Source organism: Streptomyces sp. URMC 124 (assembly GCF_051386455.1).
In the GTDB taxonomy this organism is placed as follows: domain Bacteria; phylum Actinomycetota; class Actinomycetes; order Streptomycetales; family Streptomycetaceae; genus Streptomyces.
This window is the reverse complement of sequence record NZ_JBPQTS010000117.1, coordinates 1-25,062: the sequence shown is the minus strand read 5'-3', so window position 1 is coordinate 25,062 and position 25,062 is coordinate 1. Positions and strand designations below refer to the sequence as shown.

Genomic DNA, 25,062 nt, shown 5'->3' with positions numbered 1-25,062 from the left:
GCTCCTCGTCGCGCCCGCGGCCCGCCATCCGGCGCAGCACGGGGGAGTGCGGCGGTCCGCCGTCCGGCAGGGGGCGGTGTCACTCATACGCCCAGGGTACGGGGCGGGGGCGGTGCCGGACCGCGCCTACCCCGTACGCACTGTCCCGCCGCGCGGGCGAAACCGCCGCCGGTGAGAATCGCCCCATGAGCGAGGACGCGCCCCGCCCCCTGCCGGACGGCGGACCGCCGCACTCCCCCGTGCTGCGCCGGATGGCGGGCCGCGGGCGCGACGAGGAGCACCGGGCGGCCACGCCCCTGGAGCTCTTCTTCGACCTGTGCTTCGTCGTGGCGGTGGCCGTCGCGGGCCGCGAGCTCGTGCACGCACTCGCCGAAGGGCACGCGGCGCACGGCGTGCCCGGCTACCTGATGACGTTCTTCACCATCTGGTGGGCGTGGATGAACTTCACCTGGTTCGCGTCCGCGTACGACACGGACGACGTCCTGTACCGGGTGGTGACGCTGGTCCAGATCGCCGGGGTGCTGATCCTGTCGGCGGGCATCCCGCGCGCGTTCGACGACGGCAACTTCGCGGTGGTGTGGTTCGGCTACCTCGTGATGCGGCTGGCGCTGGTCTCGCAGTGGCTGCGGGCCGCGTTCTCCACGACGGGTGCGGAGCGGCGGACGGCGCTGAGGTACGCGGCCGGGGTGTGCCTGTGCCAGGTGGGATGGCTGGGCGTGCTGTTCTTCCCCGATGCCGCCAAGCCGTGGGTGTTCCTGGTGATGGCCCTCGTGGAGATGGCCGTCCCGGCCTTCGCCGAGATGACGCAGCAGACGGCCTGGCACCCGCACCACATCGCCGAGCGGTACGGGCTGTTCACCATCATCGTGCTGGGCGAGACGGTCTCGGCGGCCACCGTCGCCGTGCAGTCGGCGCTGGAGGAGAGCGAGGCGCTGGACGAGCTGCTGCCGATGGCGGCGGGCGGCCTGCTGCTGATCTTCGCCGCGTTCTGGATCTACTTCGCCGTCCCCATCCACCTGCACCTGGCCTCCAACCGGCAGGCGTTCCTGTGGGGCTACGGGCACTACCTCGTCTTCGGGTCGGCGGCCGCGATCGGTGCGGGCATCGAGGTGGCGATCGAGCAGGCCACCGGCAAGGCCCACGTCTCCACCTTCGCGGCGTCCGGCGCGGTGACGGTCCCCGGGGCGCTGTTCATGTTCTCGGTCTGGCTGATCCACTCCCGCCACTACAAGCGGGGCCCGGCCCAGCAGTTGGTGCTCCCGGTGTCCGCACTGGCCGTCCTGGCCTGCACGTTCGCGGGCGGCAGCGCGGTGCTGCTGACGGGGCTGGTGGCGTCGGCGACGGTGGTGACGGGGGTCTGGTTGTCCACAAGGAACCCGCCGCTCGCCGAGGCGTGATACGCATTCCTGTATGACGAATGCACCCGCCCGCGGGGCCATGGACGCGCTCACCGACGTCCCCGGCATCCGCGTGGGACACGCCCACCGCACCGGCCCCGGCGCGCTCACCGGCACCACCGTCATCCTCACCGCGGAAGGGGGCGCCGTGGCCGCCGTGGACGTCCGCGGCGGCGGCCCCGGCACCCGCGAGACCGACGCCCTCGACCCGCGCAACCTCGTCCAGCGCGTCGAGGCCGTCGTCCTCACCGGCGGCAGCGCCTTCGGGCTGGACGCCGCGTCCGGCGTGATGGCCTGGCTGGAGGACTCCGGCCGCGGCTTCCGGGTCGGCCCCGACCCCGCGCAGATCGTCCCGGTCGTCCCCGCCGCCGCCCTCTTCGACCTCGGCCGCGGCGGCGACTGGCGGGCCCGCCCCGACGCCGCACTGGGCCGGGAGGCCGCCGAGGCAGCGGCCCGCGAGGACGTGGGGGCGCCCGTCGCCCAGGGCAACGTCGGCGCGGGCACGGGCGCCGTGGCCGGCGGCATCAAGGGCGGCGTGGGCACGGCGAGCACCGTCCTCCCCTCGGGGACGACGGTCGCGGCGCTGGCCGTCGTCAACGCCGCGGGCTCGGTGGTCGATCCGGCGACGGGCGTCCTGTACGCACAGCAGTACGAGGGGCGGGTCGAGCACCCCGCGGCGGACCGCCACGAGGCCGCGCAGAAGCGGCTGGCCGAGGCCCGGGAGGAGTCCGCGAAGCGCTCGGCGGCGTCCGTCCGGCCACCGCTCAACACCACCCTCGTGGTCGTCGCCACCGACGCCGCGCTCACCCGCGCCCAGGCCCAGAAGCTCGCGGGCACGGCCCACGACGGCCTGGCCCGCGCCATCCGCCCCGTCCACCTGCTCAACGACGGCGACACGGTCTTCGCCCTCGCCACGGGCGACCGCCCCCTGGTGGCCGAGGACGTCTTCGGCGACACGGCCACCCTGCTGGCGGCGGGCGCCCTCAACGAGATCCTGGCGGCGGGCGCGGACACCGTGACCCGCGCGGTGGCCAAGGGAGCACGAGCAGCGAAAACGGTGGACGGCCCGGGCGGTCTGTTCCCGTCGTACGGGGAGCTGTACGGGTAACGCACCCCGATGAGGGGCGCGGGGAACTGCGCGACCAGCCACGTACGGCCCGCAGCCGGCGGACAACACCCCCGGCGGAGCCGCACCGCGAAGCCGGGGGCGGCTCACACCCCGGCCGCGCCGAGCAACGACCCCGCCGCATAGGTCACCGCCATGGCGAGCGCACCCCCGGCCGCATTGCGCACCATCGCCCGCCCGGCCGGGGCGTCGCCCATGCGCGCACTCCCCCACCCGCACAGCACGAGCGCAGCGATCACCGCCACGACCGTGACCGCCAGCCGCAGGTGCGCCGGCGGGAGGACGATGGCGAGCAGGGGCAGCAGCGAACCGGCCGTGAAGGCGAGGAAGCTCGCGCCGGCGGCCTGCCAGGCGCTGGTGAGCTCGTCGGGGTCGATGCCGAGTTCGACCTCGGCGTGCGCGCGCAGCGCATCGTGCGCGGTGAGCTGCTCGGCGACCTCGCGGGCGAGGTCGCCGGTGAGCCCCTTGCCCTCCAGGAGGCCGGTGAGCTCGTCGAGTTCGGCTTGCGGGGCCGTGGCGAGCTCGCGGCGCTCCAGGGCGAGGGCGGCCTGTTCGGAGTCGCGCTGGGTGCTGACCGAGACGTACTCGCCGGCCGCCATGGACATGGATCCGGCGAGCAGCCCGGCGAGCCCGGCGGTCAGCAGCGTGCCGCGCGCGTCGGTGGCCCCGGCGACGCCGACGACGAGGCCCGCCGTGGAGACGACGCCGTCGTTGGCGCCGAGGACGGCGGCCCGCAGCCGGTTGAGGCGGTTGCCGAGGGCGCCCTCGTGCGGCTCGGAGTGGGCGGACGTATCGGCGGGTGGCTCATCGCTCACGAGGCGAGGTTCCCACCCGGCCCGGTGGTCAGCCGGGAAGACTCACCCGGATCTTCGACTGCCCGTGGGGCCGCTTCTCCCAGTCGTCCATGAACCGCGCCTCCAGCCCGTGCTTCTCGGCGAGGGCGAGGAGGGTGCCGGTGCGGTAGTAGAAGTCCTCGCGGAGCACCTGGTGCTCCGCACCCTCCGTACGGTCGAACGTGAAGTCGAAGAAGCCCCCGGGGGCGAGGACGCGGCCGACGTGGGCCAGGCACTCCTCGATCACGTCGAGGGGCGAGTGGGAGAACACGCTGTGGGCGTGGACGACGTCGAAGTGCGCGTCGGGAAGGAAGTCGAGGGTGAGGTTCCGGGTGATGGTGAGGTGCGGCAGCTTCTCCTGGAGCCCGTAGGTGGTCAGGGTCCGCTTGGCGGAGATGAGGATGTCGGGCGAGATGTCGATGCCGTAGTAGTTGCCGGTGTCGAGGTAGTCGATGAAGAGCCGGCCCGCGCGGAGGTTGCCGCAGCCGATGTCGAGCATGCGGTGGCGCGGGGCGAGGCCGTGCTCCTTGAGGTAGTCGAACTGCATCTTGCCGAGGGCGAGCCAGCGGTCGTGGCTCTTGCTGCCGACCGCGGCCTCGGGGCTGCGGGCGGTGTCGGAGGCCATCACGGCGCGGTAGTAGTCGACGTGGTCGGGGTGCTTGAGGCGCAGCCAGCCGTCGCGGGCGGTGCGCTTGAGGTAGGGGGCGATGCGGGCGGGGTGGGTCACCGCGTAACGGACCTTGTGGGAGAGGTTGCTGCGGTTCTTGAGCAGTGCGGTTGCTTTGCGCGAGGACACGGGCGGGACCTCCGTGGTGAGGGGTCGTGCGGGTGAACGGGTGCGGGAAACGACCTGCTGGGCGGTTGAGCGGGTTGGACGGGCGCCGGGCTTACGGCAGGGGACGGCGCTTCAGCACGAGGCAGATGACGGCTATGAGCGCGGCGGCGAGGCCGAGGAAGATGCCGGTCTCGATCCACTGGAAGGACCAGAAGTCGCTGCTGGGGTAGACCGTGCGGTAGCGGCCGGTGAAGCCCTTCTGGGCCATGCACGTCTTGAGGTCGGGCAGGCCCTCGCCCCAGGGACAGGCGTCGGGGATCGCGTGCTTGCGGCCCGCGGCGTCGACGAAGCCGAACTCGCCGGTGGACCAGCCGCTGCCGATCTCGCGCCGGGGCGCGTCGCCCTGGCTGAGCCACAGCTGCGGGGTGAGCCAGTCGGAGCGGAAGGTGTTGAGCGCGAAGCGGAGCGCGGCGACGGCGCCGAGCACGACGGCCATGGCGGGCAGGGTGCGCCGGATCAGCAGGCCTGCGGCCGTGCCGGCGGCGAGGCCGAAGAGGGCGCAGGCGACGGCGGCGGGGCCGGTGGCGTTGAAGACGTAACCGTCGTGCCAGTAGAGGCCGTCGAGCATGTTGGAGACCGGCGACCACCACCAGGCGACGAGCGCGGCGAGGACGGCCGAGCCGGACACCGTGCACAGGGCGGCGAGCGCGAAGCGGGTGACGAACCAGCGGCCGACGCCGACGCCCTGGGTGAGGGCGAGCTTCCACGTACCGCTCTCCAGCTCGCGGCCGATGAGCGGGGCGCCCCAGAAGATGCCGATGAGGGCGGGCAGGGCGGCGCTGAGGGAGCCGAGGGTGCGCAGGGGGCCGGTGTTGTCGGCGAGGAGCTTGAGGGTGGCTTCGCTCTCGCAGCCGCCGTTCCAGCCCTTGCAGCCGGCGGTGTCGATGTGATGGCTGCTGATGAAGTCCGTCATGTCCGTGCGCATGACGACGACCCAGGCCGTGACGGCGAGGAGGACGGCGGCGCCGGTCAGTATCAGGGCGCGCTGCTGGCGCCACGCCAGCCAGAGAGTGCCCTTCATGCGGCGGCCTCGGCGGTGGCGGTGGGTGCGGGGGTGCGGTCGGAACGCAGGTAGGCGAGCAAGAGGTCTTCCAGGGAGGGATCTTCGACGACCCACCGGTCGCCGGGGGCACTGGTGATGAGCCGGCGGGCTGCCGCGCGGTCGTCCCGGAGCAGGGCGTGCACCTGCCGCCCGGTGACGGAGGCCTCGACGACGCCGGAGCGGTCGAGGGCGGGCGGCAGGCCGTCGTCCGAGGACGGGTCGGCGAGCCCGGTGACGCGGACGTGCGCCTCGCACAGCTGCTGGGCGTCGCCGTCCAGGCGTACGGCGCCGTGCTTGAGCAGCAGGACGTGGTCGCAGGCGTTCTCCAGCTCGGAGAGCACGTGGGAGGAGAGGACGACGGTGATGCCGCGGTCGGCGACCTCGGCCATGACCAGGCCCATGGCCTCGATGCGGACGAGCGGGTCGAGGTCGGCGAGCGGCTCGTCCAGGAGCAGCAGGTCGGGGCGCTTGCCGAAGGCGAGGGCGAGCGCGATGCGGGTGGCCTGGCCCGGCGAGAGGGCGCCGACGCGGGCGTCGAGGGGGATGTCCCCGGCGCGGACGATGCGCTCGGCGGAGGCCGCGTCCCAGTCGCGGTTGAGCTCGCGGCCGAAGCGCAGGGTCTCCTCGACGGTGAAGCGGGGGTAGAGCGGCTTGTCCTGGGCGAGGAACGCGATGCGCTCGCGGGCGGCCGGGCTGCCCGGCTCGGCGCCGAAGACGCTCAGTTCGCCGGCGGTGGGCCGCAGCAGGCCGGTGGCCAGGTGGAACAGGGTGCTCTTGCCCGCACCGTTGGGGCCGACGAGGGCGGTGATCCGCCCGGCGGGGAGGGCGAAGTCGCAGTCGCGGAGCGCCCAGCCACCGCGGAACCTCCGTCCCAGGCGCGTCGCCCGCAGGGCGGTGGTGGGGTCGTCGGTCACGTTGTCTTCCTCCAGCGTCTACGGGTGCGGTGATCGAGGGGGCGGGATGAACGGCGGCGGGGCATCGGGCGGCGGAAAGGATTCGTCCAGGGCGGAGGCGGTGAGCGCCGCGACGTCCTCGCGCTCCAGACCGGCCGCGCGGGCCCGTGCCACCCAGGCGACGGCCTCCGCCCGCAGCGGCGAGTCCCCGGCCGACGCGGCCCGCGACAGCGACCGCCGCACGAACGTCCCCCGCCCGGGCCGCGGCTCGACGAGCCCCTCGCGCTCCAGCTCCCGGTAGGCGCGCAGCACGGTGTTCGGATTCACCGCAACGGCCTCGACCACTTCCCGGGCCGTCGGCAACCGGTCCCCCGGCTCCAGGACACCCAGCCGGAGCGCCTGCCTGACCTGCTGCACGAGCTGCAGATAGGTGGCCACACCGCTGCGCCGGTCGATCCGGAACGCGATCATTCGGCACCCTCGTTTCACTAACGTGTTAGTGGAATGATGCGGAGGGGGTGCCGGGACGTCAAATCGCTGCACCGGGCCACGAAGGGGATCGGGGCGCGCTCGCACGGCACCCCGCCGACAAGCCGCCGCCCGCGTTCACGCACAGCCCATTGCAACGACCGGCCGGATCCCTCATTGCGTTCAACGTTGATCTCATTGCAACGCAAGCCCTATAAGGGCTACATCAGGCGTGGGAACTTGCCTCTCGTTCTTTGACGAATCAGTAAACGCAATGTACCGTCGCAGTCGTTCAGCAATTGCTGAACGTCCGGGGCGAGGGGGTTCACGATGGGAACAGGCAACAGCGGCTTCTCCGAGGCGGGGCTGCGGAGGATGCGTGACGTGCTGGCGCGGCACGTCGAGTCCGGGAGGATTCCCGGGGTCGTCGCCCTCGTCGGCCGGGGCAGCGAGACGCACGTCGAAGCGCTCGGGACCATGCGCCACGACGGTGACGCGCCGATGCGCCGGGACACCATCTTCCGGATGGCCTCCACGTCCAAGCCCGTCGCGATGGCACCGGTGATGGTCCTGCTGGACGAGTGCAGGCTGCGGCTGGACGACCCGGTGGACCAGTGGCTGCCCGAACTCGCCGACCGCCGGGTGCTGAAGCGGATCGACGGCCCGCTGGACGACACCGTCCCGGCGCGGCGGCCGATCACCGTGCGGGACCTGATGACCTCGACGTTCGGGCTCGGCATCGACCTGACCGCGATGGGCTCCCCCATCATGAACGCGGTGTTCGAGGGGGGCGTCTTCAGCCAGGGCGCGGCACCGCTGCCCGAGCCGGACGAGTGGATGCGCCGCCTCGGCGCGCTCCCGCTGATGCGCCAGCCCGGCGAGCACTGGCAGTACCACCTCAGCCACGACGTGCTCGGCGTGCTCGTCGCGAGGGTCACGGGCCGGCCGTTCGAGGCGTTCCTGCGCGAACGCGTCCTCGATCCGCTGGGGATGAAGGACACCGGTTTCCACGTGCCGGCCGGCAAGATCGACCGGTTGCCGCCCAGCTACGCCCCCGATCCGCGGACCGGAGAGTTCACCGTGTGGGACGAGGCGGTGGGCGGGCAGTACAGCGCGCCTCCGGCGTTCCAGGCGGGCGGCGGCGGGCTGGTCTCCACCGTCGACGATTACCACGCCTACTTCCGGATGCTGCTGAACCAGGGGATGCACGGGACCGAGCGGATCCTCTCCCGGCCCGCCGTCCAGCTGATGACCACCAACCGCCTCACGCCCGAGCAGGAAGCGGCCCGGTCCGCCCTGGCCCGAGGCGCCGTCCACGTGTCGTTCGGCCAGGGGCAGCAGGGCGGCTGGGGCTTCGGGATGGCGGTGCGCACCTACCGCGGGGACTACGCGCCCGTCGGCCAGTTCGGCTGGGACGGCGGAACCGGCACCTCGGTCTACGCCGACCCGGACCACGGGCTCACCGGAATCCTGCTCACCCAGGTCGGGCTGACCACGCCGGACCCGGCGCGGCTCATCCACGACTTCTGGACCACGGTCTACCAGGCGATCGGCGACTGACGCCCCGCGCTCCGTGGTCCTGTCAGCTCACGCCGTCGCCGGCTCCGCCTCCGCCGCCGGCGCAGCCGCCTCGGCGGTCTTGTGCTTCGGGAGGAGGAGCATCAGGGCGAAGACCAGGACCAGGCCGCCGACGACCCACCACATCGCGTGGGTGAACGCGCCGCTGAAGATGTCGGCCATCGCCTCGTGCCGCGGGTCCGCCTTGTCCACCACGGAGAAGAACGCCACCGAGACGAGGCCGAGCCCGATGGCCTGGCCGAGCTGCATCGTGGTGTTGATCAGGCCGGACGCGGAGCCGGCGTGTTCGCGGGGGACCTCGGAGAGGATCGCGTCGGTGATCGGGGAGACGATGAGGCCCATGCCGGCGCCCATCACGATCAGGGGGAGCGCCATCTGCCAGGAGGAGATGCCGGCGCCGTAGTGGCCGGCCTCCCAGATGTAGATCAGTACGCCGGCGGCCATCACGACGGCGCCCGCCGAGAGGACGTTGCGACCGAAGCGGGGCACGAGCTTCTGGACGGACATGCCCGCGGCCGCCGAGACGGCGATGGAGAACGGGATGCCGGTCAGGCCCGCCCGCAGCGCGGACCAGCCGAGACCGAGCTGCATGTACATCGTCCAGACCATGAAGAAGATGCCGGTGGTCATGCCGAAGACCAGCTGGACACCGACGCCGCCCGCGAAGCTGCGGACCTTGAACAGCGACAGTTCGACCAGCGGCGATCCGTCCTTGCGGGTCTTGTGGCGCTCGTAGGCGACGAAGCCGGCGAAGACGGGCAGGGAGGCGGCCATGGATATGAAGCCCCACAGCGGCCAGTCGTGCTCGCGGCCCTGGGTGAGCGGGAAGAGCAGCATCAGCAGGCCGGCGCTGGCGAGGGCCACGCCCACGAGGTCGAGCTTGAGGGCCTTGGGGGCCTTGGACTCGGTGATGAAGCGGCGGCCGAGGAGCAGGCCGGCGATGCCGACCGGCAGGTTGATCAGGAAGATCGGGCGCCATTCGAGGCCGAAGAGGTTCCACTGGGTGAGCAGGGCGCCCAGCAGGGGGCCGGAGACGGCGCCGAGGCCGACGATCGCGCCGAACATGCCGAAGACCTTGCCGCGCTCGTGCGCGGGGAAGGTGACGTGGATGATCGACAGCACCTGCGGGACCATCATGGCGCCCATCAGGCCCTGCAGGACGCGCGCCGCGACGAGGAACTGCGGGTCGCCGGCGATGCCGCACAGCATCGAGGCGAGCGTGAAGCCGCCCATGCCGAGCAGGAAGACCTTCTTGCGGCCGTAGATGTCGCCCAGCCGGCCACCGGTGATCAGGCCGATCGCGAAGGCCAGCGCGTAGCCCTCGCTGAGCCACTGCAGGACGCTGAACGAGGCGTCGATGTCACGTCGGATGCTGGGCATCGCGATGTTGACGATCGTGACGTCGACCAGATCCATGAAGGAAGCGGTCATCACTACCGCGAGCGCCAGCCAGCGGCGGCGGTCGGTGGGCGGTGAATCGGTGGTCATGGATGGACCTGGCCTTTCGCTGGGGCAGACGGAGCGCGTTTGTCGGATGAGATGACCGTAGACCTCATATAGGACAGCTTGTGTCCCACTTGGCTGGGACCCTGGTGTTATGACCGACACTCCGGCACGGCTCCTGAATCTGCTCTCCCTGCTCCAGACGCCGCGCGAGTGGCCCGGCAGCGAACTCGCCGAGCGGCTCGGGGTGACCACGCGCACCATCCGCCGCGACATCGAGCGGCTGCGGGACCTCGGCTACCCCGTGCAGGCGACCATGGGCGCGGACGGCGGTTACCGGCTCGCGGCCGGCGCCGCGCTGCCGCCGCTCGTCCTGGACGACGAGGAGGCGGTCGCCATCGCCGTGGGGCTGCGGGCGGGCGCGGGGCACGCCGTCGACGGCATCGAGGAGGCATCCGTACGGGCCCTGGCCAAGCTGGAGCAGGTGCTGCCGTCCCGGCTGCGGCACCGCGTCTCGGCGCTGCAGGCGGCCACGGTGCCGATCACCTCGGGCGACGGCGCGACGGTCGACCCGCGGACGCTGACCGTCATGGCCTCGGCGGCCACCGGCCACGAGCGGCTGCGCTTCGCCTACCGCAAGGGGGACGGCACGGAGACGCAGCGGCTGGTCGAACCCCACCGGCTGGTGAGCACCGGGCGCCGCTGGTACCTCGTCGCCTACGACATCGACCGCGGCGACTGGCGGACCTTCCGGGTGGACCGGGTCAGCGAGCCGTTCGCGACGGGGGCGCGCTTCACGCCGCGGGAGCTGCCGGCGGCGGACGCGGCCAAGTTCGTGAAGGGTTCGCTGGGCCGGATGCAGCCGACGGTGCGCGTCGTCGCGACGCTGCACGCACCGGCGGAGTTCGTCGCGGCCCGGCTCCCCCAGCACGTCGGCGCGCCGCAGCCGGTGGACGACCGCACGTGCCGCCTCGACCTGGAGCTCACCGACTCGGTGGAGTGGATCGCCTTCCGGCTGGCGCTGCTGGACTGCGACTTCACCGTCCACGAGCCGCAGGGGCTGGTGGAGCACCTGCGCGAGCTGGGGGCGAGGATCACCCGCGCGGCGGGGTGAACCCTTCGACCGCAGCGGCGTACGGCTCGCGGCGGCCCAAAGGAGGGCCCCGGCGCAGGGGGGGTGGCGCCGGGGCCCGGTCTATGAGGTTATGCCCTATTAAGCCGCTACGTCACTACGCCGCACTACACCGCCGCGTCGGCGTCACTACGCCGCCGCGTCGAAGCCCGTGTCGTGGGCCATCTTCTTGAGCTCCAGCAGGGCGTGCTTCTCGATCTGCCGGATCCGCTCACGGGTGAGGCCGTGCTGCTTGCCGACCTCGGTGAGCGTGCGCTCACGGCCGTCCTCGATGCCGTAGCGCGCCTTGATGATCGAAGCGGTCCGCTGGTCGAGGCGGCCGATCAGGTCCTCCAGCTCCTCGCTGCGCAACAGGGCGATCACCGACTGCTCCGGCGACACCGCGGAGGTGTCCTCCAGCAGATCGCCGAACTGGGTCTCGCCCTCGTCGTCGACGGACATGTTCAGGCTGACCGGGTCACGGGCCCAGTCCAGGACGTCGCCGACGCGCTCGGCGGTGGTGCCCAGCTCCTCGGCGATCTCGGAGTGCTCGGGGTCGCGCCCGTTCTCGCGGTTGAACTCGCGCTGGACGCGCCGGATCCGGCCCAGCTCCTCCACCAGGTGGACGGGCAGCCGGATCGTACGGGACTGGTCGGCGATGGAGCGGGTGATCGCCTGGCGGATCCACCACGTCGCGTACGTGGAGAACTTGAAGCCCTTGGCGTAGTCGAACTTCTCCACCGCGCGCACCAGGCCCGCGTTGCCCTCCTGGATCAGATCGAGGAGGGGCAGGCCGCTGCGCGGATAGCGCCGGGCGACGGCGACGACGAGGCGCAGGTTGGACTTGATGAAGACGTCCTTGGCCCGCGCACCCTCGGCCGCTACGGCCTCCAGCTCCTCGCGCGAGGCACCCTCGGCGCCCTTCCCCGGTTCCTCGAGGCCGTCGAGGAGCTGCTGGGCGTACACGCCCGCCTCGATGGTCTGGGAGAGCTCGACTTCCTTGGCGGCGTCGAGCAGGGGCGTACGGGCGATCTCGTCGAGGTACATCCCCACCAGGTCGCGGTCGGCGATCTCGCCGGAGGCGCGCACAGCGCTCGCCCCCTCAGCGCCCTTGTCGGCGGGCTGACGACGGGCGACGGCACGGGTTGCCATGCGTACTCCCTTGCGATGAGTCGGTCGCGGGACGGACGGGCTCGGCTGGGCTTCCCCTGTAAGGGCGGACCCTGTCACGCCTGCCCCGTCCGATGGAAAGAACGACTGGAATCCGGACAGAATTCCCACGGAACGCCTTATTTTTGGTGATCATGCAGTACCCTGTGCGGCCGCAGACCGGAACGCATGCCGAAGAGACCCACGGAAGCGCAGGTCAGACCACATGGAAGGCGCCCCGGGAGCCTCATGGTCCCCTGGCGCCGCAGCCGGGTGAGACGGCCGTCACGTGTGCGCGACAGCCGGCGGACCGGCCGGGAGCCGTCGCCCTTGACCGCGCTCCCACCCTCAAGGACGACGCGGACGGCCCCCCCGGTTGCCAGGCTCCGTTTGATCGAGTTGCCCGGGCCCTCGCACGGGTGTGCGCTGGTGGGACGAGAGAGGAGCCCCGCGATGACGCACTCGATCATGCCCGGGCACCACCGGCACGCCCACGAGGGCCCCGGCCCGGTGGCGCGCGGCACCCCGCTCCCCGCCGGGCACGCGCCCCGGTTCACCTGGGCCGTACCCGTCGTCGGCGGGATCGCCCTCGGCCTGTTCGCCGTCTTCCTGGCGGGCAACAACGGTTACTCGACGGGCGCCGCCTGGCTCATCGGCGTGGTCGCCGGCCTGGTCGCCATGGCAGCGGGCTACGCACTGCTCCGCGAGCGCAACACGATGATCACCGAGGTCCGCGCGGCGGCCTTCGGGGCGCTCTTCGGCGGCAGCATGGGATTCCTGCACAGCCTCAGCGGCGGCTCGGTGCTGCGGTCCACGGGCGTCGGGCTGCTGACGGGGATCGGCATGGGCGTCGCCTCGTACTACGTCTTCTACTGGCACGAGCACCGCGCGGACGAGCGGTAGGCCGGCGGGCGGCAGGGCCGAGAGCCGGCCGCCGGCGGGTGACGGGACCGGCGACGTAGGACCTCAGACGGTTCCGTGTATCTGACAACCGGCCCTAGCGTGAGGGCCGATGCCACCATCCGAACTGCGCCTATGCGAACTGCGCCTACCCGAACCGCACCTACCCGAACTGCACCGAGCGCTTCGCCAGCCCCATCCAGAACCCGTCGATGACACTGCGCTGAGCGTCCAGCTCGTCCTCCGCGGCGCCGAGGGTGACGAAGAGGGGTGCGAAGTGCTCGGTGCGCGGGTGGGCGAGGTGCCCCGCGGGGGCCTTGCGCTCGAAGTCCAGGAGCGCGTCGACGTCCCGGGCGGCGAGCGCCTCCCGGCCCCACGCGTCGAACTCCGCCGACCAGCCGGGCGGGCCGGATCCCGCGTGCCGCAGCGCGGCCAGGTTGTGCGTGAAGAAGCCGCTGCCGACGATCAGCACGCCCTCGTCGCGCAGGGGGGCGAGCTTGCGCCCGATCTCCATCAGCCGGCGCGGTTCGAGGGTGGGCAGGGATATCTGCAGGACGGGCACGTCGGCCTCGGGGTACATCTCGACCAGCGGCACGTAGGCCCCGTGGTCCAGGCCCCGGTCGGGGACGTCCTGGACGGGCGTGCCGGCGCCGCGCAGCGTCTTGCGGACGCGCTCGGCCAGCCCGGGGGCGCCGGGGGCGGCGTAGCGGACGCGGTAGTAGTGCTCGGGGAAGCCCCAGAAGTCGTAGACGAGCGGCACGGTCTCGGTGGCGCCGAGGGCGAGCGGCGCCTCCTCCCAGTGGGCGGAGACGACGAGGATCGCGCGGGGCCGGGGCAGGTCCGCGCCCCAGGCGGCGAGCTGGGCGGTCCACAGCTCGTCGTCCGCGAGGGGCGGGGCGCCGTGGGAGAGGTAGAGCGCGGGCATGCGCGCGCCGGTACGGGTGTCGGTGGCCGGCATGGACCCTCCTGGTCGGGGCAGTACTCCCATAGGTACTTGAACTCTCAAGCTCTTGGGTTTGAGCTTAACCCGTCCTTATTTAAACTTCAAGGATCCAGAGCGCGACCGAGAGCGCGAACGACAGCGACAGGAAGCCGGTGGGTGAAACAGTGGATGTCATGACCAAACGACCCGAAGAGGACACCGCTCGTGCGGAGCGGGAGACGTCCGGCACCGCGGCGGAGCCGCGCTGGCTCACCTCCGCCGAGCAGGACGTCTGGCGGGCGTACCTGCACGCCACCACCCTGCTGGAGGACCACCTCGACCGGCAGCTCCAGCGCGACGCCGGCATGCCGCACGTCTACTACGGGCTGCTCGTCACGCTCTCCGAGGCGCCCCGCCGGCGGCTGCGGATGACCGAGCTGGCCCAGCACGCCAAGATCACCCGGTCCCGGCTCTCGCACGCCGTCGCGCGGCTGGAGAAGAACGGCTGGGTGCGCCGCGAGGACTGCCCCTCCGACAAGCGCGGCCAGCTGGCCGTCCTCACGGACGAGGGGTTCGCGATGCTGCAGCGGTCCGCCCCGGGCCACGTCGCGGCCGTCCGGGCCGCGCTCTTCGACCGCCTCTCCCCCGAACAGGTCACCCAGCTCGGCGAGATGTGCCGGACGGTCGCGGCGGGCCTCCAGCCGGCGGGCGCGGATCTGCCCTGGCTGCGCTGAGCGGCGCCACGCACGCGTGAAGGCCCCCGCCCGGACGGGCGGGGGCCTTCATGTGAGGCGGGAGGGCGGTACGGCGCTAGTGAGCCATGACCGGGACGGCGTTCTCCGCGCCCTCGCCGTCACCCGAGCCGGCGACCACGCCGCCCTGGTGCCCGGCGTTGACGAAGGCGACCGCGACGAGCGCGGACAGCGCCAGGATGCCGGCGGCCCACCACACGGCGGTGGAGTAGCCGTGCACCATCGACTGGAAGGTGAGCAGCTTCGGGTTCGCGCCGGAGCCCATGTGCGACTTGAAGTAGTCGGTGGTGGCGCTGGCGGCGATGGTGTTCAGCAGAGCGGTGCCGATGGCGCCGCCGACCTGCTGCGAGGTGTTGACCATCGCCGAGGCGACACCGGCGTCACGGGCCTGCACGCCGTACGTGGACAGGCTCATGGCCGGCATGAAGGCCGTACCCATGCCGAGGCCCATCAGCATCAGACCGGGCAGGACCACCGCCGCGTAGGAGGTGTCCAGGTCGATCCGGGTGAGCAGGACCATGCCGACGGCCGCGAGCAGGAAGCCCGGGCCCATCAGCCAGCGCGCCGGGACGCGGGTCATCAGGCGGGCGCCGATCTGCGTGGAGCCGGCGATCATCGTGGCGATCATCGGCAGGAACGCGAGACCGGTCTTGACCGGCGAGTACCCCCGGACGACCTGCAGGTAGTAGGTCAGGAAGAGGAACAGGCCGAACATCGCGATGGCGGCGAGGCCCAGCGAGACGTAGACGCCGGCGCGGTTGCGGTCGGTGAGCACGCGCAGCGGCAGCAGCGGGGCCTTGACCTTCTTCTCGACGAGCACGAAGGCGATCAGCAGGACCGCGGCGGCGGCGAAGAAGCCGAGGGTGCTGCCGGCCGTCCAGCCGTCGGACTCGGCGCGGGTGAAGCCGTAGACCAGCGAGACCAGGCCGAGGGTGGCCAGGATGACGCCGGGGACGTCCAGCTTCGAGGGGTTGCGGCCCTCGGCCGGCTCGCGGATCACCGCGATCGCACCGGCCGCGGCGACGACCGCGAAGGGGATGTTCACGAAGAACGTCCAGCGCCAGTTGAGGTACTCGGTGAACAGACCGCCGAGGATCAGGCCGACACCACCGCCGGCACCGGCGATGGCACCGAAGATGCCGAACGCCTTGGCGCGCTCCTTCGCCTCGGTGAAGAGGACGGCGAGCAGCGACAGAGCGGCCGGGGCGAGCAGCGCGCCGAAGACGCCCTGCAGGGCGCGGGCACCCAGCAGCATCCCCGTGTTGACGGCGGCACCGCCGAGCGCGGAGGCGGCGGCGAAGCCGATCAGGCCGACGACGAAGGCGCGCTTGCGGCCCCACAGGTCGGAGATGCGGCCGCCGAAGAGCAGCAGACCGCCGAAGGCGAGGGCGTAGGCGGTGATGACCCACTGCCGGTTGCCGTCCGAGATGCCGAGGTCGGCCTGGGCGGAGGGCAGGGCGATGTTCACGATGGTCGCGTCGAGGACGACCATGAGCTGGGCCAGGGCGATGAATATGAGCGCTTTCCAGCGCTTGGGGTCGAGGGCGGTACTGGTGTCTGGCATGAGTGTGTCTACCTCGGCACGCGGTGGAGCGGGACGGTGGGGTCGTGGTGGTGGTGCAGACCCGGCGGGGCCTGCGAAGTCTGGTGGGGTCACCCGGAATCGGAGCCGGAGTCCGGGCCGGGGCCGGAGTCCGGGCCGGAGTCGGAGCCCGGGCCCGAGTCGGAGTCCGGCGCAGCAGTGGGGGCTGCACCGGGGCCGGCGGCGGAGCAGTGCTTGTGGCGGCGCAGGTCCTCCAGCGTGGCGGCGGATCCGGGGAGTTCGGACCTCGCCGGGGTCATCAGGCCGTCGAGGAACAGCTGCAGGTGCCGGTGGACGAACTGGTCGAAGCCCGCACAGCCCTTGCCCGGCAGCGGCCGGGTCAACTGCGTGATGGCGACGATGAGATCGCCGAGCCCGATGTCGTCGCGCAGCTGACCGGACGCGCGGGCGTCGGCCAGGATGGCCTCGACCTGCCCGTCGAGGCGGTCGCGCGCCGCCACCAGCTCGGGGTGCTCGGGATCGACTCCCTCGTCGAGCAACGTGCAGAGCGCGCCCACCCGTTCGTCCGCGGCGGCGTGGACGAACCGCCTCAGCGATCGGAAAGCATCGGGCTCCTCGGCTCGTGCAGCCTCGGCCCGGTCCGCGAGGCGGGCCATGACCGAGAGGGTGACGTGGTGGATCAGCTCGCGGCGGTCCGCGAAGTGCCGGTACAGCGTGGCATTGCCGACCCCGGCCCGTCGAGCGATTTCATCGAGGGAGCTCTCCGCCCCGTACTCGACCAGCGCTTCGCGCGCCGCGGAAACGATCCGCTCGCGGTTGCGCAGGGCATCGGCGCGCAGGCGCGGCGGTTGCGGCGGTTGAGCGGTGACCACGGCCTTGCTCCTTCGGGACGAGGGGGAGGCAGAAGCGGGGAGAGGTTCCCCGTTTTCCTCGGACGAGGGGTAAACGGGGAGAAGGTCCCCGGATATTTCGCGGCCGGGGGGTGACGTACGTCACACTCCGTGGCAGACGCACGGGCGACCCCTGGTGCCCCATCTGCCGCAGTCCGGGAAGCGCGCGGGGGCGCAGCGACAGAGAGTGATCACAGAGCGCGGCGCGGGACGAGCGGCGACGGCCGTATCCCGAACGCGTCCGTCCCTGGAGGTGCCCGCCCGCATGAGCCCTGAGCCCTGGCCCGTCGACACCGGCATGAAGGCCGCGACATGAAGGCGCCGGCATGAAAGGCGCTGACGTGAAGGCGCTGACATGAAGGCGCCGGTATGAAGGCGCTGGCCGTCCTGGTCATGGCGGCCACCGCGCTGGCCATGACCTCGCCAGTGCCCGCGTGGCACCCGGGGCCCGGCGCCGAGGCCGGGCTGGGCGGGCCGCCCGCCGCGGACACCGGGGGACGGCCGCCCTCCGGCCCGTGCGCCCTGCCCGGCGCCACCGACAACGTCTCCGAGACCCCGCGCACCCCGCCCGGCTACGCCCGCTCCAGCGGCATCGTCCGCGCGGTCACCTTCCTGATCGACTTCCCGGACGACCCCGCCACAACCCCTCCGCAGCAGCGCTACGGCGAGTTCTTCCCGGCCGTCGCGGACTACTACCGGGCCAGCTCCTACGGCCGGCTCGACTACCGCTCCACGCCGGTGCTCCGCTGGATCCGGATGTCCCGCCCGTACGCCGCCTACGGGATCGAGCGCGGCACGCCCTTCGACGCGGACGGCGACGACGGCTACCGCGCGATCGCGGCGGAGATCCTCGACGCCACGGACGACACCGTCGACTTCCGGCGCTACGACCTGGTCAACGTGCTGGTGACGCCGGGTGCGGGGCCGCCGGCCACCGAGGACGTGCGGTCGGTGACGTTCGCCGGCTCCCCGACCGGCCTGACCACCGCCGACGGCACCCCCTTCAAGAACGTCTCGTTCATCTGGAGCCGCCAGACGGGCGACAGCCCGTACCGCGTCCTCAACCACGAGAACGCCCACAGCTTCGGGCTGCCCGACCTCTACTACACGGGCCGCGGCGCGGCGCTGATGAAGACGCCCGTGGGCCACTGGGACCCGATGGACGAGGACTGGGGCCCGTCCAACGACTTCCTCGCCTGGCACAAGTGGAAGCTGGGCTGGCTCGCGCCCGCGCAGGTCCGCTGCATCGACGGGCCGGGCGTCCGCTCGTTCGCCCTGACTCCCACCTCCGTCCCCGGCGGGCTCAAGCTGGCCGTCGTCCCCGTCTCCCGGCACACCGTGATCACCCTGGAGGCGAGGACGCCGGGGCCGCTGGACCATGCGGTGTGCCGTTCCGGCGTCCTGGTCACCGCGGTCACCACCACCATGACCACGGGCTCCGGCCCCGTGCGCACCGCGGACGCCACGCCCGGCAGCAAGGGCTGCTACACCACCGACCTGAACGTCAACGCCGCGCTGAGCGACGCCCCGTACACCGCCGGGCAGCGGTACACCGGGCCCGGCGTCTCCGTCGACGTGCTCGGGGCGGACGACGAGGGCGACTGGCAGGTGCGGGTGCGGACGGTCAGGAGGCCGCTCCCCAGTGACGCCGGCCGAGACTGATCAGCCGCAGCTGCCGCCCGGCCGTGTCGGCGATGACCCGCGCCTCCTCCGGGGACGCCTCCAGGAACGCCGACGCGGTCATCACGAGGTGGTCGACGTACAGCCCGGCGAGCATCCGTACGTCCTCCTCGCTCCACCCCTGCGAGACGTCCTGCGTCGCGAGGGCGGCGGCGACCTCGTCGCCGAAGCGCTCCAGCTCCGCCGCGATGGCCTCCCGCACCGCCCGTACCCCGCCGTGCCGTTCGCGGGCGACGAAGCGCACGTGCGCCGGGTGGCGCCGCACATGGCCGACGACGGCCTCGACGCTGCGGTCGATGACCTCCTCGGCATCCTGCTGCTCCGCCAGCACGGCCCGGATCATCACGTGCAGGCTGCCCAGCGACTCCTCCACGAGCGCGACGCCGAGCTCGGCCATGTCCCGGAAGTGCCGGTAGAACGCGGCGGGCGCGACCCCCACGACCCGGGTGACCTCCCGCAGCCCGAGGCTGCTCAGGCTCTGCTCCTCCAGCAGCCCCAGGGCGGCGTCGAGCAGGGCCTGACGGGTCTTCAGCTTCTGGGCCTGACGGACCCCGAGGGTGGCGTGGGTGCTGCTGGTCATGGATTCAGTAAACAACTGTTTGCCACGGGACGCCAGGAGCGCTACGCTGGATTTCAGTGAACAACTGTCATTCCAACTGTTCACCCAAGAAGGGGAAGAACATGATCTTCCTAGTGGCGGCCGTGCTCCTCATGGGAGTCCTCGTGGGTGCCGCCGCCCATCTCGCACTCCCCGTGACCATCCCGGCGGCCGCGGCCATCGCCCTGTGGCTGCTGGTCTTCGCGATCCGCGAGCGCAGGAGGGAGCACTGAGATGCCGACGACTACGACACTGACGAAGCTCACGAAACCGACGGACACACCGCCGGCGAAGCGCACGGTGCAGCACCCTGCCAAGAAGCAGACGCGGCCGGAGCCGCAGAAGCCGCCCGCCCGCCGGGAGGCCGACGGCATGGCGGTCGCCTCCTTCGTCCTGGGTCTGGTGGGCCTCCTGGTCTTCAACATCGTCCTGGGTCCCCTGGCCCTGGTCCTGGCCTCCCTGGCCCTCCTCCGCGGCACGAACCGCCGCGGCCGCGCCGCCCTGGGCCTGACCCTGGGGGCTGCCGACCTGATCGTCCTGGCGGCCCTGGTCACCTCGGACCACACCGTCTCCTGGAGCTTCGGCCCCTGACCCGGGCCCGCCGCCACCCGCTACACTGGCGGCTACCTTGCCTCCGTAGCTCAGGGGATAGAGCACTGCTCTCCTAAAGCAGGTGTCGGCAGTTCGAATCTGCCCGGGGGCACAGGACAGAAGGCCCTCCCGTCCATCCGGACGGGAGGGCCTCTGCCGTTTCCGGCGCTTCCAGGGCTCTGTCGTCTTCGGGCCGTTCACCAGGTGACCGGGAGGGACTCCGGGCCGCGGTTGATGGAGCCCCGGCGCCAGCGCATCTCGCTCTCGGGGACGGCGAGCCTGAGGTCCGGGAAGCGGTTGAGGAGGGCGGTGAGCATGACCTCCGCCTCCATTCGGGTCAGCAGCGCGCCGACGCAGTAGTGCGGGCCGTGGCCGAAGGAGAGGATGGGGGCCTCGTCGCGGGTGAGGTCGAGGCGGTCGGGGTCGGTGAAGACCGACGGGTCGCGGTTGGCCGCCAGGTAGGAGACGTAGACGGCCTCGCCGCTGCGGATGACCACCTCGCCGACCTGCAGGTCCTCGGTGGCGACGCGCGGCAGGCCGACGCCGTTGCGGTGCGGGATGTAGCGCAGCAGCTCCTCCACCGCCCGCGGGAGCAGGGCCGGTTCGGCGCGCAGGCGCGCCAGCTGCTCGGGGTGGGTGAGCAGCGCGTACACCATGTTGGAGACCTGGTTGCGGACCGCGTCCATGCCGTTGAGCACGAGCATCACCGCGAGCGAGACCAGCTCGGGGAGGCTGAGGCCGTCCTGGGCGTGGGCCTCGACCAGGGCGCTGAAGAGGTCGTCGCCCGGGTGCTCGCGGCGGTGGGCGGCCATGGCCTTGAAGTAGCCCGCGATCTCGCCCTTGACGGCGTCGCTCTCCTGCTGGGAGTGGTTGCTGGAGAGGATCACGGAGCGCCAGCCCTGCAGCCGGCCGAGGTCGTGGGCGGGGACGCCGAGGAGCTCGCCGATCAGCTGGGCGGGCAGCGGGCCGGTCAGACACTCCGTCAGGTCGGCGGGGGCGCCCTGCTCCACCATGCGCGAGATCATCTGCTCCGCGAGCTCTTCGGCGCGGGGGCGCAGGGCGGCGACGCGCTTGCGGCCGAAGGTGAGGGCCACGTGGCGGCGGATGCGGGTGTGGTCGGGCGGGTCGGCCCGGCCGACGCCGCCGGCCGGGGCGACGACGTGCGGCGTCATGCTGGTGACCGGCCGGTCGACGGTGAGGGCGCGGCTGAGCCGGGGGTCGGCGGCGATCGTCTTGACGTCCTCGTAGCGGGTGGCCAGCCAGGCGTCGCCCTCGCCGAACCGCAGCCGGATCCGGGCGATCGGCTCCTCGCGCAGCAGGCGGTGCATCAGCGGGTCGAATTCCAGGCCGGGGAGGGGGTCCACCGGCCAGTCGTGGACCGTCTCGCCCGGCGTGCGGAAGGCCGGGCAGGAGCCGGTGGGCTCCGGGCCGGGCGTCGCGTCGGACGCCTGATTCGTCAGCGGTTCGGCCATCGGGCCCTTCCTCGGTCGCCGGGCATCGCTCTCACCACGCGACGGGCAGGTGCTCCGGCCCCCGGATGAGCGCGCTCCGCTGCCACCGGATCTTCTCCACCGGCTCCGCGAGGCGCAGGTCCGGGAAGCGGGCGATCAGGCTGGAGAGGATGATCTCGGATTCCAGGCGGGCGAGCATCGAGCCCAGGCAGAAGTGCGGTCCGTGCCCGAAGGACAGGTGCGGATTGTGCTCCCGGTCGAAGTCGATCTCGTCGGGGTGGTCGAAGACGGACGGGTCGCGGTTGGCCGTGAGGTACGAGGAGTGCACCACTTCGCCGGCCCGGATCAGGACGCCTCCCACTTCCACGTCCTCCATGGCGATGCGGCCGAGGCCGACGGCGTTGCGGTGCGGGATGTAGCGCAGCAGCTCCTCGATGGCCTGCGGCAGCAGCTCCGGCTCGCGGCGCAGCCGCTCCAGGTGGTGGGGGTGGGTGAGCAGGGCGTAGACCATGTTGCTGCTGTTGTTGCGTACGGCGTGGGCGGCGCTGGCCTGGATGAGCAGGGCGATGGCGACGGCTTCCTCCGTACTGAGGTCGCCCTTGTCGATGGCGGCGCCCAGCTCGCTGGCGAGGTCGGGCCCCGGCTCGGCGCGCTTGCGCCCCAGCATCTCCTCGAAGTAGGCCGCCATCTCCGCCTTGGCCCGGTCGCTGGCCTCCCGGCCGTGGCCCGCGGACAGCAGGACCTCCGTCCAGTGCGCCATGCGGGGCAGATCGGCCTCGGGGACGCCCATCAGGTCGCTGATGACGGCGAGGGGCAGCGGGCCGTGGAGGTGTCGCATCAGGTCCGCCGGGGGGCCCTCGCGCTCCATGGCGTCGAGGAGTTCGGCGGCCACGCGCTCGGCCCGGGGGCGGAGGCGTTCGAGGCTGGCGGGCGTGAAGGAGCGCGCGACGGCCTTGCGCAGACGGGTGTGCTCGGGCGGATCGGCGAAGCCCACCGCCTCGTCGAGCGGGATGAAGTGGGGGGCCAGCCGGGTGATCGGGCGGCCGAGCACGGCCTGCCGGCTGAACCGCGGGTCGGAGGTGACGAACTTGACGTCCTCGTAGCGCGTGACGAGCCAGGCGTGGCCCTCGCCGTGGGGCAGCTTCACCCGGGCGACGGGCTCCTTCCGCAGCCGCTCGGCCATGAACGGGTCGAAGTCGAGACCGCGCAGGTCCTCCACGGCCCAGAAGCGCACCGGGTACTGATCCGAGTCGGAAGCCGTCGTCGTGGCCATCAGCCGTCCCACCCACCCTGTCCTCTGCGAACCGTTGCCCGTGAACCGGCCGTCTGTGCGCGGTTCCCCTTCCCGGACAAGCTCCCCGGAAAGCCGCACCCGCAACGGGGCACGCCGGGAAAATCACCCGTACGGCCGAAGAAGCGGTCGGTCCTCTTCCTCGCGCCCTCCCCTGCGCCCCCCTCGTACGACTTGCAGCTGATCGGATTGTCCGTCAGGCGGCTAAAGTCGACTTGACCACTGGTTGTCGGGGCCAGTGCACGTGGTTCCGGGACGCCGGGTGTCCCGGGGGGAGGGCATGTATCCGCATGAGTCGTCGCTCCAGTGGGCTGATAGGGATCTGGGCCGAAACGCAGCGCCAGCAGCAGCGCCGGCAGGAGGCCGAGCACCGCGAACAGGTGCAGTTCCAAAGGGAGCAGGAGCGGCGGGAGCGGGCGGCGGCGCGGGAGGCCGCGCGGGCCGACCGGGAGCAGCGGGCCGCCTACCGGCAGCGGCGCGAGGCCGAGGCCCGGCGGCGCACGGAGGAGCTCGAAGCGCGCGTCGCCGAGCTGACCGGACTGCTGGTGACGGGGTGTCAGGTGCCCGCGTTCTCCACGGCCGCGCTGCGCCGGCCCGAGACCGTGGAACCGTTCAACCCCGGCCATCTCGGGCGGCCCCTGCCCATGCCGGACCCGCTCCTGTACCAGGCGCAGGGCGGCTGGGGCTTCGGCGCGAGCCGCGGCCGGGAGCAGTACGACCACGACCTGCGGGCCGCGCAGGCCGCCGAGGCCACGCGCCTGCAGCAGCTGGCGGCCTACCGGCGGCAGTACGAGCAGTGGGCCGCCGGGCAGCTCGCCGAGATCCGGGAGCACAACGCGGGCGTGGAGGACATGGTCACGGCGCTGCGCGCCGGGGACCCCGACGCCGTCGTCGACTACTTCTCGGCCGCCCTCTACGCGTCCTCCGCGTGGCCCGCGGAGTTCCCGCACCAGGTGTCGGCCGCCTATGACCCGGCCGCCCGGCAGCTGGTGCTGATGTGGGAGCTGCCGGGGTACGACGTGGTGCCGGAGGCGAAGGCCGTGCGGTACATGCCGACCGCCGACCAGGAGAAGGAGACGGTGCGGCCCGCTGCGCAGCGCCGGGCCGTCTACCGGGACGTCCTGGCCCAGTGCGTCCTGCTGGTGCTGCGCGACCTCTTCGCGGCGGACGGATCCCGGGCGCTGGAGTCCGTGGCCGTCAACGGCTTCGTCGACGACCACGACCCGGCCACGGGCCGCCGGGCGCAGATCGTCCTGGCCTCGGCCACCGTCTCCCGCTCCGTCTTCGCCGGGCTGCACCTGGAGCAGGTCAGCGCGGTGGACTGCCTCACCGACGGGCTCGGCGGGCTGCTGTCGGCCCGGCCCGACCAGCTCGCGGCGGTGCGCCCGGGCCGGATCCCCGCCGAGGTGGGGCACGGCGTCGTCTCCCACGGCGGCGGTGACGATCCGGACCTCTACGAGATGGACCCGGTCGCGTTCGAGGCGCTCGTCGCCCAGCTCTTCCGCGCCCGGGGCATGCAGGCCGTGATGACGACCCGGTCCAACGACGGCGGGGTGGACGTCGAGGCGCTGGATCCGGACCCGATCAGCGGCGGCCGGATCATCGTGCAGGTGAAGCGGTACCGCAAGACGGTCCCGCCCACGGCCGTCCGGGACCTGTACGGCACGGTGCAGGGCGCCGGTGCCAACAAGGGCGTGCTGGTCACCACGTCCGGCTTCGGTCCCGGCTCGTACGCCTTCGCCAACGGCAAGCCGCTGACGCTCGTCTCCGGCGAGGAGCTGGTGGGGCTGCTGGGGCGGCACGGGCTGCGGGGGCGGCTCGGCGGCGGCAGCGCGACGACGGGCGGGCGGCGGGCCACCGCTTCCCCGGCGGCCGGGGCGGACGACGGCGCGGACGGCTCGACTCACGCATCCGACGCACCCGGCTCACCCGGCTCACCCGGCTCACCCGGCTCACCTGGTGATCACAACGTCCTGGGCATGGCCTGGTCCGGCGCCGTCGCCCTCGACGTGTGCGCCCTCGTCTGCCGGGGCACCCGCGTGCTCAGCGACGACCACTTCGTCTTCTTCAACAACCCCGCGACGCCCGACGGGGCCGTGCGCACCGTCCCGCCGCCCCGCGGGGACAAGGCCGCCGTCCGCGTCGCCTTCGAGGCGCTGCCCGCGGAGGCCGACCGGCTCGTGCTCGTCGCGGCCGTCGACCCCGCCGTCAACCCGGACGCCGACCTCGCAGGGTTCACCGACGCCCGGATCCGGCTGGCGGACGGCGCCGGGGCCGAGCTGGGGCAGCTGGAGGTCTCCGACGGCCGGGCGGGCGAGACCGCGCTGGTCCTCGGCTCCTTCCGGCGGCGGGCGAACGGCGACTGGGACTTCGTCCTCGGCGGGCAGGGCTACCCGGGCGGGCTGGAGGAGCTGCTGGCGGACTACGGGATCGAGGTCGCGTAGATCGCCGTGAGATATCCGGTCGCGTGGATCGCCGTGAGTTATCCACAGGCCCCCGTTCGTGTCGGCGGGCCGCCCTAGACTTTCCGCATGGCCGACCTCACCGAGACCGCCCGCCCGGGTAGCCC

General features: G+C 72.5%; 22 protein-coding genes, 1 tRNA gene and 1 pseudogene. 11 read left to right on the top strand and 13 right to left on the bottom strand.

What is annotated here, in order from left to right; genetic code table 11:
- The first annotated feature begins 185 nt into the window (after nt 1-185).
- Together ACSNOG_RS22795 and ACSNOG_RS22790 are read left to right on the top strand one after the other, a co-directional pair.
- Nucleotides 186-1,397 (top strand): low temperature requirement protein A, encoded by a 1,212-nt coding sequence (locus ACSNOG_RS22795; RefSeq protein ID WP_436754554.1) that lies wholly within the window; start codon nt 186-188, stop codon nt 1,395-1,397.
- 13 nt (nt 1,398-1,410) lie between these two features.
- A complete protein-coding gene (locus ACSNOG_RS22790; protein WP_436754553.1) occupies nt 1,411-2,505 on the top strand; it encodes a P1 family peptidase in 1,095 nt (364 codons plus the stop codon).
- A 104-nt stretch (nt 2,506-2,609) separates the two neighbouring features.
- Here ACSNOG_RS22790 and ACSNOG_RS22785 read toward each other — a convergent pair whose 3' ends face one another.
- From ACSNOG_RS22785 to ACSNOG_RS22765, 5 genes are all read right to left on the bottom strand, one after another.
- Nucleotides 2,610-3,338 carry a VIT1/CCC1 transporter family protein gene (locus ACSNOG_RS22785; RefSeq protein ID WP_436754552.1) on the bottom strand — a complete coding sequence of 243 codons (729 nt, stop codon included), beginning with the start codon at nt 3,336-3,338 and terminating at the stop codon, nt 2,610-2,612.
- Nucleotides 3,339-3,366: 28 nt separating this feature from the next.
- A complete protein-coding gene (locus ACSNOG_RS22780) occupies nt 3,367-4,152 on the bottom strand; it encodes a class I SAM-dependent methyltransferase (RefSeq protein ID WP_436754551.1) in 786 nt (261 codons plus the stop codon).
- 91 nt (nt 4,153-4,243) lie between these two features.
- Nucleotides 4,244-5,212 (bottom strand): transporter, encoded by a 969-nt coding sequence (locus ACSNOG_RS22775; RefSeq protein ID WP_436754550.1) that lies wholly within the window; start codon nt 5,210-5,212, stop codon nt 4,244-4,246.
- Complete coding sequence (locus ACSNOG_RS22770; protein WP_436754549.1) at nt 5,209-6,147, bottom strand: ATP-binding cassette domain-containing protein; 939 nt, start codon at nt 6,145-6,147, stop codon at nt 5,209-5,211. Before ACSNOG_RS22770 ends, ACSNOG_RS22775 begins: the two co-directional genes overlap by 4 nt.
- Before the next feature lie 18 nt (nt 6,148-6,165).
- Nucleotides 6,166-6,597, bottom strand: coding sequence for a GntR family transcriptional regulator (locus ACSNOG_RS22765; protein WP_436754548.1), 432 nt, complete (start codon nt 6,595-6,597; stop codon nt 6,166-6,168).
- A gap of 327 nt (nt 6,598-6,924) precedes the next feature.
- Between ACSNOG_RS22765 and ACSNOG_RS22760 the strand changes: the two genes are divergently transcribed.
- Nucleotides 6,925-8,154 (top strand): serine hydrolase domain-containing protein, encoded by a 1,230-nt coding sequence (locus tag ACSNOG_RS22760; protein ID WP_436754547.1) that lies wholly within the window; start codon nt 6,925-6,927, stop codon nt 8,152-8,154.
- A gap of 27 nt (nt 8,155-8,181) precedes the next feature.
- Here ACSNOG_RS22760 and ACSNOG_RS22755 read toward each other — a convergent pair whose 3' ends face one another.
- Entirely contained in the window at nt 8,182-9,660 is a 1,479-nt protein-coding gene (locus ACSNOG_RS22755; RefSeq protein WP_436754546.1) for an MFS transporter, read from the bottom strand.
- 109 nt (nt 9,661-9,769) lie between these two features.
- Between ACSNOG_RS22755 and ACSNOG_RS22750 the strand changes: the two genes are divergently transcribed.
- A complete protein-coding gene (locus ACSNOG_RS22750) occupies nt 9,770-10,729 on the top strand; it encodes a helix-turn-helix transcriptional regulator (protein ID WP_436754545.1) in 960 nt (319 codons plus the stop codon).
- Nucleotides 10,730-10,876: 147 nt separating this feature from the next.
- Here the strand turns inward: ACSNOG_RS22750 and ACSNOG_RS22745 are convergent, their stop codons facing one another.
- A complete protein-coding gene (locus ACSNOG_RS22745) occupies nt 10,877-11,878 on the bottom strand; it encodes a sigma-70 family RNA polymerase sigma factor (protein ID WP_436754544.1) in 1,002 nt (333 codons plus the stop codon).
- Nucleotides 11,879-12,328: 450 nt separating this feature from the next.
- Here ACSNOG_RS22745 and ACSNOG_RS22740 point away from each other — a divergent pair, with 450 nt between their 5' ends.
- Complete coding sequence (locus tag ACSNOG_RS22740) at nt 12,329-12,778, top strand: hypothetical protein (RefSeq protein WP_436754543.1); 450 nt, start codon at nt 12,329-12,331, stop codon at nt 12,776-12,778.
- A gap of 160 nt (nt 12,779-12,938) precedes the next feature.
- Here the strand turns inward: ACSNOG_RS22740 and ACSNOG_RS22735 are convergent, their stop codons facing one another.
- On the bottom strand, nt 12,939-13,733 hold the full coding sequence (locus ACSNOG_RS22735; protein ID WP_436754542.1) for a dioxygenase family protein: 795 nt from the start codon (nt 13,731-13,733) through the stop codon (nt 12,939-12,941).
- Nucleotides 13,734-13,891: 158 nt separating this feature from the next.
- On the opposite strand from ACSNOG_RS22735, the gene ACSNOG_RS22730 reads away from it, so the two are divergent.
- Entirely contained in the window at nt 13,892-14,431 is a 540-nt protein-coding gene (locus ACSNOG_RS22730; RefSeq protein ID WP_436754541.1) for a MarR family winged helix-turn-helix transcriptional regulator, read from the top strand.
- A gap of 76 nt (nt 14,432-14,507) precedes the next feature.
- Here the strand turns inward: ACSNOG_RS22730 and ACSNOG_RS22725 are convergent, their stop codons facing one another.
- Together ACSNOG_RS22725 and ACSNOG_RS22720 are read right to left on the bottom strand one after the other, a co-directional pair.
- The gene (locus tag ACSNOG_RS22725; RefSeq protein ID WP_436754540.1) at nt 14,508-16,013 is read right to left on the bottom strand and encodes an MFS transporter; all 1,506 of its coding nucleotides are present in this window, start codon (nt 16,011-16,013) and stop codon (nt 14,508-14,510) included.
- A 218-nt stretch (nt 16,014-16,231) separates the two neighbouring features.
- Nucleotides 16,232-16,864: pseudogene (locus tag ACSNOG_RS22720) on the bottom strand (TetR/AcrR family transcriptional regulator); the annotation flags it as partial.
- Between the two features lie 387 nt (nt 16,865-17,251).
- Here ACSNOG_RS22720 and ACSNOG_RS22715 point away from each other — a divergent pair.
- A complete protein-coding gene (locus ACSNOG_RS22715) occupies nt 17,252-18,544 on the top strand; it encodes a M6 family metalloprotease domain-containing protein (RefSeq protein WP_436754539.1) in 1,293 nt (430 codons plus the stop codon).
- On the opposite strand, the gene ACSNOG_RS22710 is transcribed toward ACSNOG_RS22715, so the two are convergent.
- On the bottom strand, nt 18,507-19,142 hold the full coding sequence (locus ACSNOG_RS22710; protein WP_436754538.1) for a TetR family transcriptional regulator: 636 nt from the start codon (nt 19,140-19,142) through the stop codon (nt 18,507-18,509). The two genes, ACSNOG_RS22715 and ACSNOG_RS22710, sit on opposite strands and share 38 nt — an antisense overlap.
- A 101-nt stretch (nt 19,143-19,243) precedes the next feature.
- Between ACSNOG_RS22710 and ACSNOG_RS22705 the strand changes: the two genes are divergently transcribed.
- From ACSNOG_RS22705 to ACSNOG_RS22695, 3 genes are all read left to right on the top strand, one after another.
- On the top strand, nt 19,244-19,393 hold the full coding sequence (locus ACSNOG_RS22705) for a hypothetical protein (RefSeq protein WP_436754537.1): 150 nt from the start codon (nt 19,244-19,246) through the stop codon (nt 19,391-19,393).
- Nucleotide 19,394: 1 nt separating this feature from the next.
- The gene (locus tag ACSNOG_RS22700) at nt 19,395-19,751 is read left to right on the top strand and encodes a hypothetical protein (RefSeq protein ID WP_436754536.1); all 357 of its coding nucleotides are present in this window, start codon (nt 19,395-19,397) and stop codon (nt 19,749-19,751) included.
- Between the two features lie 39 nt (nt 19,752-19,790).
- Nucleotides 19,791-19,863 (top strand) — tRNA-Arg (locus ACSNOG_RS22695).
- 85 nt (nt 19,864-19,948) lie between these two features.
- Here the strand turns inward: ACSNOG_RS22695 and ACSNOG_RS22690 are convergent.
- Together ACSNOG_RS22690 and ACSNOG_RS22685 are read right to left on the bottom strand one after the other, a co-directional pair.
- A complete protein-coding gene (locus ACSNOG_RS22690; protein ID WP_436754535.1) occupies nt 19,949-21,223 on the bottom strand; it encodes a cytochrome P450 in 1,275 nt (424 codons plus the stop codon).
- A gap of 31 nt (nt 21,224-21,254) precedes the next feature.
- Nucleotides 21,255-22,475: a cytochrome P450 gene (locus ACSNOG_RS22685; protein WP_436754534.1), complete on the bottom strand. Its 1,221-nt coding sequence runs from the start codon at nt 22,473-22,475 to the stop codon at nt 21,255-21,257.
- 308 nt (nt 22,476-22,783) lie between these two features.
- Here ACSNOG_RS22685 and ACSNOG_RS22680 point away from each other — a divergent pair, with 308 nt between their 5' ends.
- Entirely contained in the window at nt 22,784-24,937 is a 2,154-nt protein-coding gene (locus ACSNOG_RS22680) for a restriction endonuclease (RefSeq protein WP_436754533.1), read from the top strand.
- Nucleotides 24,938-25,062 lie beyond the last annotated feature (125 nt).